This window comes from Erythrobacter cryptus DSM 12079, from assembly GCF_000422985.1.
GTDB lineage: Bacteria > Pseudomonadota > Alphaproteobacteria > Sphingomonadales > Sphingomonadaceae > Erythrobacter > Erythrobacter cryptus.
Window position 1 is genome coordinate 87110 of the sequence record NZ_AUHC01000005.1, and the last position, 16462, is coordinate 103571.

Below are 16462 nucleotides of genomic sequence, written 5' to 3' on the forward strand. Positions count from 1 at the left end.
GCGCCGCTTCATGGCCGCCGCGCTGCTCGGCGCCATTATGGCCCCCGCGCCGCTTGGCGCTCAGGCGCTGCCGGTTGAAGACCGCGGCGAGGTGCTCGCGATCGTCGAGGGCGCGCTGCCACCGCTCGTCGACCTTGCTGCAGGCCCGCGGGTGAGCGGGATCATTTCCGCCCGGCAGGGCCAGCGGATGCAGATCGTGGCCGATGACGGGCAGGTGATCGCCATCACCCTCCACCCCGAAACCGAGATCCGCACCCGCGGGGGCTTTCTCGGCATCGGCAACAAGACCTTCGATCACACCGCGCTCATCACCGGCCTGCCGGTGATGGTGAAGACCGCGCAGTTCGGCGAAGGGTTGGTTGCCAGCGAAGTGCGTTTCCGCAGCGATGATCGCCAGATCGCTGCGATGATCAGCGCCGGCACCGCGCAGAAGTTCAGCGAGCAGGGCGCCGCGATCGCCGAGAACGCGGCCGCGACCGAAGCGCTGCGCGGGCGCTTTGGCGATATCGATCAATATAATGTCAAGAGCACCACCAACGTCTATTTCGACAGCGGCAAGGCGGTGCTGAGCCCGGGTGCGCGGGTCGAGCTGTGCAACGCGGCGCGCGCTGCCGAGGCCAATCCCAATGCCCTGCTGCTGGTGCTGGGCTACACCGATGCCACCGGCTCGCCCGAGGTCAACCAGGCGCTTTCGGAAAAGCGGGCCGCGGCCGTGGTCAACCACCTCCAGCAGGTATGCCGCTGGAAGCCTTACCGGATGCTGACCCCAACCGGCATGGCCAGTTCCGATCCGGCGGCCGACAATTCCACTCCCGCGGGCCGGGCGCAGAACCGGCGGGTCTCGGTCAACGTGCTCGTCAGCAAGGCGCTCGACCAGCGCTGAGGACAAGCGTGACCGCGCGCAGCGGGGCAAGCGCAGCCCCCGCTGCGCCAGCCCCCCGCGCCAACCCCTGGCCTGACGCTTTCAGGAATTGGTGCAGAGCACGTCGGCGAGATAGGCCCGGCCGCGCAGCGTTTCCATCATCTGGCGCGCACTGCGCCGCCAGCCGGAATCGGCGCAGAAACGATCGGCATTGCGTTGGGCGCAGGCGGCGCTGGCGGTGCCGCTGGGACAGACTTCGACGCGGTAGCCGCCGCGCGCCGGAGCCGGGAAGAACTCCGAGGCCGTCCCGCGCAGCGAGGGATTGCCGCCCGGCTCGCCCGGCGGGTTCCAGCCGAGCGGGCGCATCGACTGCAACACCATGCCGCGGAACGGCTGCCCGATCATCGGCACATCGCTCTGATAGGTGCGGCAGGTGCCGCGGAAATTGGGCCTTTCGCACAGCTCCCGGCGCCCGGACATCACCCGAATCGACTTGACGTTCCAGGCAAGGCCGAGATTGCGCTGCGGCTCGCTGACATTGACCGCCGAGCCCTGATAGCCAACCTCGCGGTAGATGATCGCCTCGGGCTGTGGCTCGGGCCGCCACATGCGATCATCCTGCTGTGCCGAGACCACCGAAACCCCAGCGAGCGCCGCCGCGCCTGCCGCTGCCACTTGCCAGCGCCTTGCCATTGCCTCTCTCCCCTTCACCGGCACGGCCACCAGCGTTGCGTCTCCCGTTCGCGACTGCCTTGTCGCCATGCTGGTGGCAAGCGCCGAAGCGCCGCGCCGGCTCAGGTGCCGTAGAGGAACATGTTGATCGTCAAGCGCCCGCGCGCCGGATCGGGCGAAAGCGCGGCGGGATCGGGGATCACCCCCGAATGGAGCTGGCACCCGCGGTAGAGCGCGAGGCGATCAGGCCGGGCCTCGACCATGCCGATCTGTTCATAGGCCGGGCTGTCGGCGCCGGGATAGCCTGGCGGGGGCGGGCCATATTCGGCCGCATCGGCGGCAAGTCCGGCGGCATAGGCCGCCTCGCGCGCCGGGGTGATCGCCTCAAACCCGGTGCGGCGGTGGCGATAGAAGGCGGTGCCGCCACTGTCCGGCCCGCCGAGATAATGCATGATCGCCACCCGCCGCGGATCGGAATGGTCGTGATGGGGGATGCGCTGGCGCTCGCTGAGCTGCTCGGGCGGCAGGGTCACCAGCGAAAAGGCGGCGATCTCGCAATGCACCATTCCCTCAAGGCCGAAGACCCGGGCCATGATCGCCATCATCAGCCCGCGCCGCAGATCGAGATAGGAAGGGTCGGCAAGCGCGCGCAGGCCGGGATAATCCGCGCCGGCGGGGTGATATTGCGCTGCCACCCCCATGGCGCGCAGGCGCTCGGGCTGGCCGGTGAAATCATCGATGATCACCAGCGGCTCTCCCTCGCGGCCAAGACGCGCGATGGTGACACGAGGCTCGGGCAGGTGCATCGCTCTTACCTAGCTCCCGGCGTGGTAGAAATCATAGACCTTGCGCGCCACCGCGGCGCTGATGCCGGGGGCGCGCTGGAGGTCTTCGAGCGCGGCGGCGCGCACCTTGCTCGCCGTGCCGAAATGGAGCAGCAGCGCGCGCTTGCGCGCCGGGCCGATGCCCGGGATCTCGTCGAGCGGCGAAGCGGTGAGCGCCTTCGCGCGCCGCGCGCGGTGGGCGCCGATGGCAAAGCGGTGGACCTCATCGCGCAGGTTCTGGAGGTGAAACAAGAGCGGCGAGCCGGGCGGCAAGGTCTTTTCGCGCCCATCGGGAAAGTGGAACACCTCGCGCCCCTCGCGCCCGTGATGCGGCCCCTTGGCAATGCCGATCACCGCCACCTCATCGGCAATCCCGATGTCCTCGAGCACACGCATCACGCTTGACACTTGCCCCTTGCCGCCGTCGATCAGGATGAGATCGGGCAGCACGCTCTCGTGCCCGCCCGCCCGCCCGGCCTGCGGTTCGGCGCTCTCGCCAAAGTTGCGAAAGCGCCGCGCCATCACTTCGCGCAGCATGGCAAAATCATCGTTCGATTGCGCTATGCGGATGTTGAACTTGCGATACTGGCCCTTCTCGAAGCCCTCCGGCCCGGCAACCACCATCGCCCCCACCGCCTTGGCGCCCTGAATATGGCTGTTGTCATAGACCTCGATGCGCTGTGGGGGGCCATCAAGCTCGAGAAACTCGGCAAGTTCGCGGTTGAGCCGCGCCTTGGTGCCGGTTTCGGCAAGGCGCCGGTCGAGCGCCTCGCGGGCGTTGCGCTGCGCCTGGGCGAGCAGCCGGCGCCGGTCGCCGCGCTCTGGCACGGAAAGGCGCACCTTGCGCCCGGCAAGACCGCTAAGCGCCGAGGCAACGAGGTCGCTTTCAGCAAGGGCGCGATCGAGCAGGATGGTGGGCGGCGGGGGCACCTCCTCGTAAAATTGCAGCAGCACGCTGGCGAGCACCTCGGCCTCATCCACCTCGGCGGTGTGGCGCGGAAAGAAGGCGCGGTGGCCCCAGTTCTGCCCGCCGCGGATGAAGAAGCCCTGCACCGCGATCACCCCGCCTTTGGCCGCGAGCGCGAAGACATCGGCATCGCCCAGCCCTTGCGCGTTGATCGCCTGCGCGCCCTGGATGAAGGTCGCCGCGCGCAGCCGATCGCGCAGGATCGCGGCGGTCTCGAAGTCGAGCGCGGCGGCGGCCTCGCCCATCTGCCGTTCAAGATCGGCCTGCACCTGCGAGCTCTTGCCGGCGAGGAAGTCCTTGGCCTGGCGCACCAACGCGGCATAGTCCGCTTCGCTGATGCGCCCGACACAGGGGGCCGAGCAGCGCTTGATCTGGTAGAGCAGGCAGGGCCGATCGCGGTTGTTGAAATAGCTGTCGGTGCACGAGCGCAGCAGGAACAGCTTCTGCAGCGCGTTCAAGGTGGTGTTGACGCTCCCGGCGCTGGCAAAGGGCCCGTAGTAATTGCCCTTGGCGCGGCGCGCGCCGCGGTGCTTCTGGATGCGCGGGAAGGGATGATCGGCGCGCAGCAGGATGAAGGGAAAGCTCTTGTCGTCGCGCAGCAGCACGTTGAAGGGCGGACGGAAGCGCTTGATCAGCTGGGCCTCGAGCAGCAGCGCCTCGGCCTCGGAATTGGTGACGACGATCTCCATCGCGCGGGTCTGGCTGACCATGCGTTGCAGCCGCTTGGGCAGGGCAGCAAACTGGGTGTAGTTGGCCACCCGCGCCTTGAGGCTGCGCGCCTTGCCGACATAGAGCACTTCGCCGCGGCTGTCGCACATGCGATAGACGCCGGGCACGGGCTTGAGCACCTTCACCGTCTCGCGGATCGCCGTGAGCCCGGCCTCGATATCGGGCTGGGCGCTGGCGAGCGTGGTGGCGGCGCGTTCCTCGTTGAAACGCGCAGCGCCGCGCGGATCCTGGGGGCTGCCTGCCGGGGTTCGGGCCATGGGCTGGCCCATAGGGGCTGGCAGGGGCGCTTGGCAATTCCCGCCGCCCGCCAGCCTCTGCCAAGGCCCCGCGCTAGAACAGCTTCCTAAGGTCAATCCCGAGGTAGAGCCCGAGCGGATCGATCACGAAGGGCTGGTAGTTGATCGGCGTGTTCCCGGCCGAATCGCGCACCCGGCGCTGGGCATCGAACAGGTTGTCGGCCACCAGGCTGACGCGCAGATCCTTGAACAGTCCCTCGTTCTTGCCGGTCACCTCGCCGAGATTGGCAAACAGGCGCAGGTTGAAGGTGACGATGTCATCGAAGAACAGGTCGCTGGTGCCCGCTGCCCCCTCCAGCCGGGTCTTGCCGGTGTAGATGCCCGATAGGCGCAGGCCCAGCCCCTTGCCGAACAATCCGGCTTCAAGCCGGCTCGAATGGCGCGGCAGGCCGAAGGCCCCGGTCGCCTCCCCCTCGAGCTGGTCGAGCGGGGCAAGGCCCTTGGCGATGAGGATGGTGTTATCAAGCTCGATCGTGTGGGTGAGGTTGAAGAAATAGCGCCAGCCCTGGAAATTGCGCTGGGCGAGCGGGTTGAAGGCCGGCCCGCCCGCTGGCGCGCCGCCGCCGCCGCTCGCCGCCGGGCCGCCACTCGCCCCGCCCTGCCCGCCGGCAGGCGGCGCTGCGGCGCAGAAGCGCTCGCGGAACTGCGCCAGCGCCTCGGGCGGGATGGTGCCATCCGGACCGCGCGAACGATCGAGCGCAAGCTTGATGAAGGCCGGATCGACCCCGGGCAGCTCGGCCGAGATATCCTCGCCGCGCTCGATCTTGCCCACCAGCTCGGCGATCGCCGCGGTGCCATCTGGCCCGCAGGCGCGCGCGCGGAAGGTGGCAAACTGGGGCGGCATTCCGCCAGGGGCGCCCTGTCCTGGAGCGCCCTGCCCCGGCGCGCCGCCGATCAGCGCCGGATCGATGCTGCAGATGCGGCTGCGGAACTGCGCGAGGCGCGCCGGATCGATGCTGCCATCGGCCCCGCGCAGCCGCGCGATCAGCGGCGCAAGGCGCGCCGGATCAATATCGGGATAGGCAGCGGCAATGTCCTCGCCGCGCTCAATCGCGCCCACCAGCCGCGCGAGAAAGGCCTCGCCATCCTCGGCGCACAGGCGCGCGCGGAAGGCCATGAACTGGGCACGCTGCTCGGGCGTGGGGCTGGCTGCGCCGCCGGCAAATCCGCCACCGGGACGCTCTGGCGTTCCCGCACCTGCACCCGGCATCGGCCCCGTGGTCGGCGGAGCCGGCTGCGGAGCCGCCGCCGCGGCCAGGGCTGCCGCGCGCCCACCGCTACCGCGCCCACCGCCGAAGCCGCCACCCCCGCCGCTTCCCGCCGGCGCGCCGAAGCTGCCATTGGTCGAGAAAGTGAATTGCAGCCGGTTGGCGCGGGTGGCGGCAAAGCTCACCGGGCGGCGATCCACCGCGATCAGCTGCCCGTCTGCATCGCGGGTCACCCTTCCGGGGAAGGCCGCCTCGATCTCGGCGGTGATCTGCGGAAAGGCGCTCACCACATTGTCGGAGCGGTTGCGGATATATTCCACTGTCAGCCGGGTGTTGTCCCAGAATGGCAGTTCCCAATTGGCGGCAAACTTCCAGTCGCGCTGGGTCTCGGGCGGCAGCGCGGGATTGCCCCCGGTGGTGACATCGGCAAGCACGGTCTCGCCGCGAACGAAATCGAACACCGGCACGTTGAAATTGACCACCACCGGGTTGCCCAGTGCAGCCAGCCCCGGGGCGACCTCGCGCCAGATATAGGTGGCCGAAAGATCAAGCCCATCGACCGGCGACCAGGTGAGCCCCGCGTTCCAATCACCCAGCACCCCGAAATCGCTGAAATCCTCAAGCCCCGCCTGGAGATTGAGGGTGAAGCTGCCGAGCGCATCGGCCACCCCGGCGCGGCGGCTGGTGATCGGCACCACCAGATTGGCACCCGTAGAAAGCTGGCGGCGGGTGAGCGTCACATCCTGCAGCGTGCGGGTATCGGCGCTTTCGATGCGGCGCCAATCGAGCCCGACATCGAAGGTTGCCAGCACCTCGCCCGCGGGCAGCTCGGCAAGCGGGCCATTGAGCGTGGTGAGCATGGTGCCGCCAAGGTTGCGGCTGCGCGCAACATCAAAGCCGGCGGCCGCATTGCCGGGCAGCGGCCCATCGGGCGCGAGCGTGCCGGCGAGCGCCGCCTGCTCGAGCGCGGTGGTATCGAAGCGCCGGGAAATGCGCGTCTCGCTCTCCGAAAAGGAGGCATCGAAGGTGCTGGTGAGGCGGAAATTGTTGAGCGGGCGGGTCAGCGATCCGGCCGAGGAAAGGGTGTCGGTCGAAGTCAGGCGCGCGAGCGGCGTGTCCGCGCCAAAGGTGCGGATCACGCCCGGATCGCCGGGCTGAGCCCGCAGCACCACGGTGTTGAGGCCATCGAGGCTGCGGCTTTCGCTGCGGGCATAGTTGAGATTGGCGCTGAGCGAGGTGCCGCTGTCGATGATCGCCTTGGCCCAGGAAAGGTTGCCCTCGAAGTCGAAGCTATCGGCCAGCAGGCTGCGGAAACGCGCCTGATCGGGATCGCCCGCCACCTGCGAGAGCGAGCCCGAGGTCTGCGCCACGCCCCTTTCCGCCTCGCTCAGGAGCGAAGTGTCCTCGACCTGGAGATTGAGATTGATCCGCCCGCCATCGGCGATCTTGAGCAGCCCGAACTGCTGTTCGTTGCGGGCATAGCCCCCGCGCGAGGGGCCTTCATATTCAAAATCGATCTGGCGGTTGGCGTAATTGTCCTTGAGGATGAGGTTGATCACCCGGCGATCGGGGGGGAAGCCGAAGCGTTGGGCGACTTCCTCGGGAAACACCTCGACCCGCGCCAGCGCCTCGGGCGGGTAATTGGCGAATTCGCGGAACGAGCCGATGCGGATGCCGTTCACCAGAATGACCGGCTGCCCGCCCCCGCCGCGCCCCCGGGCCGAGCCGGTGCGGGCGCTGATCTGGGCGATGAGATCGGTGATCGAGGTCACGCCCTCGGCCGCGATCGCCTCCTCGGTGAGCTGCAAGAGCGGGGCCTGCTCCACCGTCAGCTGTCCGCGCAGCCGCCCGGCGCGCACCACGATTTCGCCGTTGATGCCGATCCCGGCGTCATTGGCGCTGGCAACCTCCTCCTCGCTTTCGGCAGGGGGCGGGGTGGTAGGCTGCGGCTGGGCCGCGGCATTGTCGGCGGCACTGGCAGGGAAAATTGCGGCAAGACCGGCAAGCGCCGTGCCGGCGCGCAGGGCGCCGCGGATGAAGGGGGAGAGGTGCATCTGGTCCCTTTTGCGATCGATCTCAAGCGGCAGGGCGGCTTGTTACCGGTCCCATCCGGCCGGGACCGCATCGGGCCCTGACCTGTCGCCACATGGCTGGCTCCCGCCTGAACGGGGGCTTCAACCCGGGCCTAAAGCACGAGCCTTCCCTTTTGGTTCCCACATCGCTAAAGCGCTGCCCCGCATCGACGGGCGTCTTTGCCCAGCCACGAGTCACGAAGGAATTACATGGCCAAGGAAGAACTCCTCGAAATGCGCGGGCGCGTGGTTGAACTGCTGCCCAATGCGATGTTCCGGGTGGAGCTTGAAAACGGCCATGAAGTGCTCGGCCACACTGCCGGCAAGATGCGCAAGAACCGCATCCGCGTGCTGGTGGGCGATGAGGTGCTGTGCGAACTGACGCCCTACGATCTCACCAAGGCGCGCATCACCTATCGCTTCATGCCGGGTCGCGGCGGCCCCGGGCCGCAATAGGGGCCACCGGCCCGCCCGATGGGCGATCCTCACCTCACATTGGCCTCGGCCTCGCCGCGGCGGCGCGAATTGCTCGCCCGGCTGGGCCTTGTGCCCGATGCCATTGCCCCCGCTGCCATCGACGAGACCCCGATGAAGGGCGAGCGCCCCCGCGCCTATGCCCTGCGCATGGGGCTGGAGAAGGCCGAGGCCGTGTGCGCCCCCGGCTTCGTGCTCGCGGGCGATACGGTGGTGGCGGTGGGGCGACGGATCCTGCCCAAGGCCGAATCCGAGGCCGAGGCGCGCGCGTGCCTTGCCCTGATGAGCGGGCGGCGGCACCAGGTCTTCTCCAGCGTGGTGCTGCGCGGCCCCGATGGCAGCTGCCGCGCGCGCGTGAGCGAAACCGTGGTGCGCTTCAAGCGCCTCACCGATCAGGAGATCGCCGCCTATCTTGCCTCGGGCGAATGGCGCGGCAAGGCCGGGGGCTATGCCATCCAGGGCAGTGCCGAAGGGCTGATCCAGTGGATCAGGGGCAGCCATTCGGGGGTGATGGGCCTGCCGCTCTATGAAACCAGGGCACTGCTCAAGGCGGCGGGGTTCGCCCTTGCCTGAGCGCGGTGCGGCAGAATGGCTGATCGAGGAAGGGATCGGGGAAAGGCGCGCGCTGCTCGTCGAAGGCGGGCAGGTGCGCGCTGCAAGACTGAGCTGGCCCGGAGAACTGGCCGCCGGCACACAGACGCACGGGCAACTTGTCGCCAAGCTCAAGGGCACGCGGCGGGGGCTGGCGCGGCTCGATGACGGGCGCGAGGCGCTGGTCGATCACCTGCCGCAGGGCGTGAGCGAGGGCGCTTCGCTCGCGCTGGTGATCACCCGGGCGCCGATGGCCGAACGCGGGCGGCTGAAGCGCGCCCAAGCGCGCGTGGCCGGCACCGGGCCGCTGCCCTCGCCCTTTCCCGAGGGGCGGATCGTGCCGCGCTTTCCCGCCGGGCTGTGGGAAGAGGTGTGGCAGGCCGCGGCCAGCGCCCGGCTCGACTTTCCCGGCGGGGAGATCCTGATCGGCACCACGGCGGCGATGAGCGTGATCGACATCGACGGGATCGGCGCGCCGCGCAGCCTTGCGCTCGCCGCCGTCCCCGCGATCGCCCGGGCGCTGGCCTGGTTTGATCTGGGCGGCAATATTGCCATAGATTTTCCCACGCTCGCCGCGCGCGATGATCGCCGCGCGGTCGATGCCGCGCTCGCGGCGGCGCTGGCTGACTGGCCGCATGAGCGCACGGCGATGAACGGCTTTGGCCTCGTCCAGCTGGTCGCCCGGCTCGAAGGCCCCTCGCTGATCCACCGATTCGCCCATCAGCGGCTCGGCATGGCCGCGCGCATGGCGCTGCGCCGAGCGGAGATCGCGGCCGAGGCAGGGGGCACCGGGCGGGTGATCGAACTCATGGTTCATCCCGCGCTTGAAGCCCGGATCGCCCCGGCCTGGCGCGAGGCCTTGGCGCGGCGCACCGGGCGGGGCCTCGAAATCCGCAGCGATCCGGGCCTTGCTATCATTGCGGCCAATGCCCAGCTTGTTGGCCAATGAGCCCTTCTGCCCACAAGCCCTGCCCGATCTGCGGCAAGCCGCGCCAGGCAGCGCACCACCCGTTCTGCTCGGCCCGCTGCCGCGACCGCGACCTTGCGCGCTGGTTTTCCGATTCCTACGCCGTTCCCGGCCCGCCCGCCGAGCCGGATGATCTTGCCCGCGAGGGCCCGGCAGAGGACGAATAGCGCCGGCGCGCGAAACCGGGACGAGGAGCGCGAAAACCCCCTTGCCAAGGCCAGCCGCCTTCGCCATAGGGCCGCTCTCATTTGCTCGCCGGGGAAAGCAGCGCCTGCCTGACCCGTCGCTTGCAGCGAATGCCCGGGTAGCTCAGGGGTAGAGCAGCGGATTGAAAATCCGCGTGTCGGTGGTTCAAATCCGCCCCCGGGCACCATTCGCTGATAAGGGAAACCGCCGATGTCCCGCCGCACCAAGCTCTATGAAGGCAAGGCCAAGATCCTCTATGAGGGGCCGGAGCCGGGCACGCTGATCCAGTATTTCAAGGACGATGCCACCGCCTTCAACGCCGAGAAGAAGGGCACGATCGCGGGCAAGGGCGTGATCAACAACCGCATTAGCGAGCACGTCTTCACCCGCCTTGCCCATATCGGCATCCCCACCCACTTCATCCGCCGGCTCAACATGCGCGAGCAGCTGATCCGGCAGGTGGACATCATCCCGCTCGAAGTGGTGGTGCGCAATGTGGCTGCCGGTTCGCTGTGCAAGCGCCTTGGCCTTGAGGAAGGCGAGCCGCTGCCGCACACCCTGATCGAATATTATTACAAGGACGATGCGCTCGGCGATCCGCTCGTGGCCGAGGAACACATCGCCTGCTTCAACTGGTGCAGCCACGAGGAGATGCACGACATTTCCTCGATGGCGATCCGCATCAATGATTTCCTCTGCGGGATGTTTGCCGCGATCGACATCCGCCTCATCGACTTCAAGCTCGAATTCGGGCGCATCTATGATGGCGACTATAGCCGGGTGATCCTCGCCGACGAGATCAGCCCGGATGGCTGCCGCCTGTGGGACATGACCACCGGCGAGAAGCTCGACAAGGATCGCTTCCGCCGCGACCTCGGCGGCGAGGAAGAAGCCTATCGCGAGGTCGCCCGCCGGCTCGGGCTTCTGAACGGCGATGACAACAGCCCGGGCGAGGTGTTCGACCTGTCGCACCATCGCTCGCGCCTGCGCCCGCCGCCGCCGATCAAGAAATAGGCTGACAGACCGGCTGCGCGCGCTAGTCTGGCGCAGTGCATCAGGAAGCAAACCAAAGGTGATGGCCTCGCGCCGCGGCGCGCTTGCCACCAGCCTTGCGCTGGCGCTGGCCCTGCCCGCACAATTTGCCTCGCGCGCGGCCGATGCGCCGCCCGCAGCGCCCCCGCCCGCGCCTGACGCACAAGCGGCGGCCAGCCCTGCCCCTACCCCTGCTCCCGCGCCCTCCCCGGTCTGGGCCTTCGAGGCGAGCGACGTGCCGGTCGATCCGGCCTATCGCTTCGACCGGCTCGACAACGGGCTGCGCTTCATCATCCGCCACAATGCCACCCCGGCGGGCACCGCGCTGGTGCGGCTGCGGATCGGATCGGGCAGCCTCGAGGAACGCGAGGCGGAACGGGGCCTCATGCATTTTCTCGAGCACATGGCCTTCAACGGCTCGAAGGGCCTGCCCGAGGGCGAGATGGTCAAGCTGCTCGCGCGCGAGGGGCTTGCCTTCGGGGCCGACACCAATGCCGCGACCGGGTTCGAGACGGTCACCTACATGCTCAACCTGCCGCGCGCCGATCCGGCGCTGCTCGATACCGCGCTGATGCTGATGCGCGAAACAGCGAGCGAGCTTTTGCTGAGCGAGGATGCGGTGGCGCGCGAGCGCGGGGTGATCCTTGCCGAGCGGCGCGATCGCTCCGGGTTCCAGCAGCGCAACCTCGAAGACAGCATCGCCTTTCTCGCGCCCGAGGCGCGCTATGGCGCGCGCCTGCCGATCGGCAGCGCCGCGGTGATCGAACAGGCAAGCGCGGCCCAGTTGCGCGCGCTCTATGCGCGCAGCTACACGCCCGCCAACGCCGTGCTGGTGGTGGTGGGCGATCTGCCGGTCGAGGCGGTCGAGGCGGCGATCCGCGCGCGCTTTGGCGATTGGCGTGGCCCCCCGGCGCCGGAGCGGCCCGAGGCCGGGCCGATCGATGTTGACCGCCGCGGCCTCACCCGCATCCACCTCGATCCGGCGCTGGCCGAGAGCGTCACCCTCACCCGCCTTGCCCCTTGGCGCGAGGAGCCCGATACCCTTGCCAATCGCCGCACCGCGCGGCTGCGCGCGCTGGGCTATGCGATCATCAACCGGCGGCTGGCGCGCCTCGCCCGCGGGCCCGATGCGCCCTTTCGCAGCGCCAGCTATGGCTCGGGCGAGATCTTCAGGGAAGCACGCCTCACCAGCCTTGCGATCAGCAGCGCCGATGGCGAATGGGAAAAGGGCCTGCTCGCCGCGGTGCGCGAAGTCAACCAGGCGCTCACCCATGGCTTCACCCGCGCCGAGCTTGACGAACAGCTCGCCAACACCCGCACCGCGCTCGAAAACGCCGCCAAGGCCGCCGATACCCGCGCCCACGGGGTCTTCGTGAATGCCGCGCTCGCCCTCGTCAACGACGAGCGCGTGCCCACCACCCCGGCGTTCCAGCTTGCCGCCTTCGAGGCCGAAGCTCCTGCGATCACACCGGAGGCCGTCTGGCAGGCGCTGCGCGCGGATGCCGCGCCGCTCGACGAGCCGCTGATCCGCTTCGAGGGCCGCCGCGCCCCCGAAGGTGGAGAGGAAGCCCTGCGCGCCGCCTTTGCGCGGGCGATGGCGCTGCCCATCGCCCCGCCTGCCGAGCGCGGCCCGCTCGCCTTTGCCTACAGCGATTTCGGCCCGCCCGGCACGGTCGTGTCGGACAGCCTCGAGCCACGCTTCGGCCTGCGCTTCATCCGCTTTGCCAATGGCGTGCGCCTGACGCTCAAGCGCACCGATGTGCACAAGGACCGCATCGCCTTTGCCATGGCGGTGGATGGCGGCGATCTGCTCAACACCCGCGCAGCCCCGCTTGCCACCTACCTCACCAATTCGCTCGCCGCCGGCGGGCTTGGCAAGCACAGCCAGGACGAGCTTGCGAGCCTGTTTGCCGGGCGATCGGTGGCCTTCAGCCTGGCGAGTGACACCGATGCCTTCACCGCCTCGGGCACCACCACCCCGCGCGATCTGGCGCTGCAGCTCCAGGTGCTGGCCGCCACGCTCACCGATCCCGGCTACCGTCCTGAGGGGATCGAGCGCTTCCGCCGCAACATCGACAATTTCTTCAACACGCTCGATGCCACTCCGGCGCGCGCGCTGTCCACGGCGAGCGGGGCGATCCTTTCGGACAATGACCCGCGCTTCAGCCTGCAACCGCGCGAGGCCTTCCGCGCGCTCGATTTTGCCGGGCTTGACGCGGCGATCGGCGAGCGGCTGCGCCGCGGGGCGATCGAGGTGGCGCTGGTGGGCGATCTCGACGAAGCGGAAGCGATTGCCGCCATCGCCGCGACGCTGGGCGCGCTGCCGCCGCGCGAGGCCGAGTTCCTCCCCCGGCCCGAGGCGCGCCAGCGCAGCTTCACGGCCAGCCGCGGCGAGCATCGCCTCACCCACCGGGGCGAGGCGGATCAGGCGCTGCTGCAATGGGTGTGGCCGACCAGGGATGACAGCGATCTGGCCGAGCTGCTGCGGCTCGAGTTGCTCGCGCGGATCGTCAGGATCGAACTCACCGAGCGGCTGCGCGAGCGGCTGGGGCAGGCATATTCCCCCTCCGCCGCCTCGCAGCCGAGCCACCACTATCCGGGCTTTGGCACCTTCGCCATCGCCGCCGCAGTCTCTGCCGATGCCCTGCCCGCCACCCGCACCGCGCTGGCCGAACTGATCGCCGATCTCCAGCGCGCGCCGCTCGATGAGGACGTGATCGCCCGGGCGCGCCGCCCCTTCCTCGAGGAACACGCCAACGCGCTCAAGGACCTCGGCGGCTGGCTTGCCCTTGCCGCGCGCGCCCAGAGCGAGCCCGAGCGCCTCGCCCGCTTTGCCGCGGTGCCCGAGGTGATGCGCGCCATCACCGCCGAGGAGGTACAGGAAACCGCGCGGCGCTATCTCGATCTTAAGGCCGCGGTCACCTTCAGCGTGGTGCCGGCCGCGCCTTCGCCCTGAGCCGCGATGATAAGGGGCCGGCCGGACTGCTCCGACCGGCCCCGATCCTGCCCGCACCCGGCACGGGTGTCGGAGCGCAGCGCCTCAATATTTGACGCCGAGCATCACCCCGAAGATCCGCGGCTCGTTGACGAAGGCGGTGTTGTTGTTGAAGTCGATGACGCCAAGGACATTGTCCTCGCCGGTGATGTTGCGGGCAAAGGCGGCCACTTCCCACTGTCCGTCATTCCCGGAATAGCCGACCTTGAGCCCGCCTTCGAGGCGGCTGCCGGCGTTGAACTCGGCGCTTTCGTAGAGCAGGAAGTTGGTCTCGCCGAGGAACACCCAGTCGGTAAAGACGAAGAACTCGCCGCTCTGCCCCACCGGCACGCCATAGCGCGCGGTAAGATCAGCGCTGATCTCGGGCGCGTTGGGGAAGGGGTTGCCATCGATGAGCGCGCGCGGCGTGCCGGCGATCACCACGGTCGGATCGATCACCCGGCACTGGGCGCAGATGCCCACGGCAAGGTTGGGATCCTTAATCTCGGTGTTGGTATAGGCAAAGCCCAGCGTCAGCATCAGGCGCGGGGTGATCTGGAAGGCGCCGTCAAGCTCGAGCCCCCAGCCCACGCCCTTGTTGGCGTTGATCAGCTGGACCAGGTTGCCGGCCCCGCCCACCGCGGTGAACTGCGGGTCTTCCACGGTGTAATAATAGGCCGCCCCGTTAAGCCGCACGCGGCGGTCGGAAAGCTCGCTCTTGAACCCCACCTCATAGGAGGTGATGTTCTCCGACTGGGCGACCGAGGGCGCGCTGAAGAAGGCCACGTCACGGCCCTGGATGGTGGGGGCGCGGAAGGAATTGGCCACCTTGGCATAGACGCTGGCATTGTCGGCCACGTCGGCAAACAGGCTGATATCCCAGTCGAACTGGTCGTCACCCACGCTCACCGGCTGGCGCGGCGCGCCCGCGCGGACGAAGAAATCCTTCTCGTCATCGGTGTAGCGGATGCCCCCGGTCGCCCTCAGGGTATCGGTAAGCTGGTAGCTCACCTGCCCGAACAGCGCCCAGGCGGTGTTGGTGTGGTTGACGGTAACCTGCGGCGGGAAGGGAAAGCCGACGGTGGTGACATCGAAGTCGCTGTCGAAATAGAACCCGCCGATCTGCCAGGTCAGCGGCCCGCTGCCGCTCGAGGCGAGCCGCAGCTCGAAGGTGTTCTGCTCCAGATCGATCGAATCCTGCGTGTCGGCGGGGAAGGGAATGAAGCCCGGCCCCATCACCGGCAGGAAGGAGGCGCCAAAGCCGCCGTCGATATCGCCGCGGCTTGCCCCTTCGCTCGTCCAGCGGCTGGCGATCGCGGTCAGCGTGGCGCCGTCGAACTCGTAGGATGCGGTGAGCGTCAGGCCGAGCTGTTCGTAATCGGCATTGTTGCCCGCCCCGCCATCGAAGAAAACCGTGTCGCGCTCGTAGTTGTTGTTGAGCCCGTTGGTGTTGCGCGGCTGCTGCGGCGTGGGGCCGAGCACGTTGGCGCGGAAGAAGGTCGAGGCACCCTTGAGATCGCGGTAGTTGACCGCGGCCAGGATGCTGGCGCGCTCGCCCGGGGTGAAGAGGAGCTGGCCGCGCACGGCGATATCGGTGTAGCCGCCGAGCGCGTCGTTCTCGCCGGTAAAGCCGTTGCTGATCCAGTCGCTCCGGCTCTGCAGCTGGCCCGAGACGCGAAAGGCGAGCACGTCCTCGACCAGCGCCCCGCCGATCGCGGCGTTGAGCGCGATGGTGTCATAGCGGCCATAGCTGATCGAGGCGCGGATATCGCGGGCATTGGACGGCTTGATCGAGGTCACCTTGACAAGACCCGCCGGGGTGTTGCGCCCGAACAGGGTGCCCTGCGGCCCGCGCAGCACCTCGACCCCGGCCACATCGAACACCGGGAAGCTCTTGAGCGTCACGTTCTCGAGCACCACGTCATCGAGCAGCACCGAGACCGGCTGCGAGGCGGCAAGATCGAAATCGGTGTTGCCAAGGCCGCGGATATAGAAGCGCGGAGCAACCCGGCCGTTCGAGCTTTCGACATTGAGCCCGGGGACCGTGCCGGCGAGCGCGGTGATGTCGGCCGCGCCGCTGAACACCGCGCCGAGCCGCTCGCTGTCGAGCAGTTCGGCCGATACCGGCACGTCCTGCAGGTTCTCCTCGCGGCGGTTGGCGGTGACGATGATGGTGGCAAGCCCGCCTTCGGTTTCGGCGGCAAGCTCGTCCTGCGCGGCGGCAGGAGCGGCAAACCCGGCAGCGGCCGCGGCAAGGATGGTGCTGCACGCCCAGGCGGCGCGGGCGGCGGTGAAAGCTTTGGACATGAAACAACCTCCAGGGCTGGATCGGATGGAGAGGGGCGCGGCGGTGGCTGGCACTTTTGCGCGATTCGCGCGAGGCTGGCCGAGGCAAATGTTGCGCCAAGACGTCACTTTGGCGGCGATCTGCGGTCAGATGTTGCAAGCAGGTTACATGCGCGGGCCGTGTATGACCGGATTGCGACAAGCCCTGCGCCGCGCGCCGCGGTGTGCGGGCGCGATCGAGGCGATTGCACCGCCGCGCGGGGGCGCTATAGCGCGTGCCGTCAGGGCCGCGCGGCCCGTTGGTCCAGCCAAGGGAGCAAGC

Annotated in this window: 12 protein-coding genes and 1 tRNA gene; 8 read left to right on the plus strand and 5 right to left on the minus strand. The window is 68.8% G+C overall.

What is annotated here, in order from left to right; translation table 11 throughout:
- Nucleotides 1-10: 10 nt before the first annotated feature.
- Entirely contained in the window at nucleotides 11-883 is an 873-nt protein-coding gene (locus G524_RS0105205) for an OmpA family protein (RefSeq protein ID WP_027442764.1), read from the plus strand.
- A gap of 81 nt (nucleotides 884-964) precedes the next feature.
- Here the strand turns inward: G524_RS0105205 and G524_RS0105210 are convergent, their stop codons facing one another.
- From G524_RS0105210 to G524_RS0105225, 4 genes are all read right to left on the minus strand, one after another.
- Nucleotides 965-1537: a beta/gamma crystallin-related protein gene (locus tag G524_RS0105210; protein ID WP_027442765.1), complete on the minus strand. Its 573-nt coding sequence runs from the start codon at nucleotides 1535-1537 to the stop codon at nucleotides 965-967.
- A 119-nt stretch (nucleotides 1538-1656) separates the two neighbouring features.
- Nucleotides 1657-2340 carry a DUF6445 family protein gene (locus G524_RS0105215; protein WP_027442766.1) on the minus strand — a complete coding sequence of 228 codons (684 nt, stop codon included), beginning with the start codon at nucleotides 2338-2340 and terminating at the stop codon, nucleotides 1657-1659.
- A gap of 9 nt (nucleotides 2341-2349) precedes the next feature.
- Nucleotides 2350-4311 carry an excinuclease ABC subunit UvrC gene (gene uvrC / locus G524_RS0105220; RefSeq protein ID WP_027442767.1) on the minus strand — a complete coding sequence of 654 codons (1962 nt, stop codon included), beginning with the start codon at nucleotides 4309-4311 and terminating at the stop codon, nucleotides 2350-2352.
- Nucleotides 4312-4384: 73 nt separating this feature from the next.
- Nucleotides 4385-7612, minus strand: a complete 3228-nt coding sequence (locus G524_RS0105225; protein ID WP_027442768.1) for a porin family protein — start codon at nucleotides 7610-7612, stop codon at nucleotides 4385-4387.
- A gap of 228 nt (nucleotides 7613-7840) precedes the next feature.
- Between G524_RS0105225 and infA the strand changes: the two genes are divergently transcribed.
- The 7 genes from infA (at nucleotide 7841) to G524_RS0105260 (ending at nucleotide 13836) form a co-directional block, all read left to right on the plus strand.
- Nucleotides 7841-8086 carry a translation initiation factor IF-1 gene (gene infA, locus G524_RS0105230; RefSeq protein ID WP_007163491.1) on the plus strand — a complete coding sequence of 82 codons (246 nt, stop codon included), beginning with the start codon at nucleotides 7841-7843 and terminating at the stop codon, nucleotides 8084-8086.
- 18 nt (nucleotides 8087-8104) lie between these two features.
- Nucleotides 8105-8677 (plus strand): Maf family protein, encoded by a 573-nt coding sequence (locus tag G524_RS0105235; protein ID WP_027442769.1) that lies wholly within the window; start codon nucleotides 8105-8107, stop codon nucleotides 8675-8677.
- Nucleotides 8670-9644 carry a ribonuclease E/G gene (locus G524_RS0105240; RefSeq protein ID WP_027442770.1) on the plus strand — a complete coding sequence of 325 codons (975 nt, stop codon included), beginning with the start codon at nucleotides 8670-8672 and terminating at the stop codon, nucleotides 9642-9644. The genes G524_RS0105235 and G524_RS0105240 overlap by 8 nt, the downstream gene beginning before the upstream one ends.
- On the plus strand, nucleotides 9641-9829 hold the full coding sequence (gene yacG / locus G524_RS0105245; protein WP_027442771.1) for a DNA gyrase inhibitor YacG: 189 nt from the start codon (nucleotides 9641-9643) through the stop codon (nucleotides 9827-9829). The genes G524_RS0105240 and yacG overlap by 4 nt, the downstream gene beginning before the upstream one ends.
- A gap of 131 nt (nucleotides 9830-9960) precedes the next feature.
- Nucleotides 9961-10035: transfer RNA gene (locus tag G524_RS0105250), tRNA-Phe, on the plus strand.
- 23 nt (nucleotides 10036-10058) lie between these two features.
- A complete protein-coding gene (gene purC / locus G524_RS0105255) occupies nucleotides 10059-10862 on the plus strand; it encodes a phosphoribosylaminoimidazolesuccinocarboxamide synthase (RefSeq protein WP_027442772.1) in 804 nt (267 codons plus the stop codon).
- A gap of 61 nt (nucleotides 10863-10923) precedes the next feature.
- Nucleotides 10924-13836 carry a M16 family metallopeptidase gene (locus tag G524_RS0105260; protein WP_036857469.1) on the plus strand — a complete coding sequence of 971 codons (2913 nt, stop codon included), beginning with the start codon at nucleotides 10924-10926 and terminating at the stop codon, nucleotides 13834-13836.
- Between the two features lie 84 nt (nucleotides 13837-13920).
- Here the strand turns inward: G524_RS0105260 and G524_RS0105265 are convergent, their stop codons facing one another.
- Nucleotides 13921-16161 (minus strand): TonB-dependent receptor, encoded by a 2241-nt coding sequence (locus tag G524_RS0105265; RefSeq protein ID WP_027442774.1) that lies wholly within the window; start codon nucleotides 16159-16161, stop codon nucleotides 13921-13923.
- Nucleotides 16162-16462 lie beyond the last annotated feature (301 nt).

Excerpts from the sequence above, each read along its gene's own strand:
- G524_RS0105205 (WP_027442764.1), top strand. The coding sequence starts at position 11 with ATGGCCGCCGCGCTGCTCGGCGCCATTATGGCCCCCGCGCCGCTTGGC.
- G524_RS0105215 (WP_027442766.1), bottom strand. The coding sequence starts at position 2,340 with ATGCACCTGCCCGAGCCTCGTGTCACCATCGCGCGTCTTGGCCGCGAG.
- uvrC (WP_027442767.1), bottom strand. The coding sequence starts at position 4,311 with ATGGCCCGAACCCCGGCAGGCAGCCCCCAGGATCCGCGCGGCGCTGCG.
- G524_RS0105225 (WP_027442768.1), bottom strand. The coding sequence starts at position 7,612 with ATGCACCTCTCCCCCTTCATCCGCGGCGCCCTGCGCGCCGGCACGGCG.
- infA (WP_007163491.1), top strand. The coding sequence starts at position 7,841 with ATGGCCAAGGAAGAACTCCTCGAAATGCGCGGGCGCGTGGTTGAACTG.
- G524_RS0105235 (WP_027442769.1), top strand. The coding sequence starts at position 8,105 with ATGGGCGATCCTCACCTCACATTGGCCTCGGCCTCGCCGCGGCGGCGC.
- yacG (WP_027442771.1), top strand. The coding sequence starts at position 9,641 with ATGAGCCCTTCTGCCCACAAGCCCTGCCCGATCTGCGGCAAGCCGCGC.
- purC (WP_027442772.1), top strand. The coding sequence starts at position 10,059 with ATGTCCCGCCGCACCAAGCTCTATGAAGGCAAGGCCAAGATCCTCTAT.
- G524_RS0105260 (WP_036857469.1), top strand. The coding sequence starts at position 10,924 with ATGGCCTCGCGCCGCGGCGCGCTTGCCACCAGCCTTGCGCTGGCGCTG.
- G524_RS0105265 (WP_027442774.1), bottom strand. The coding sequence starts at position 16,161 with ATGTCCAAAGCTTTCACCGCCGCCCGCGCCGCCTGGGCGTGCAGCACC.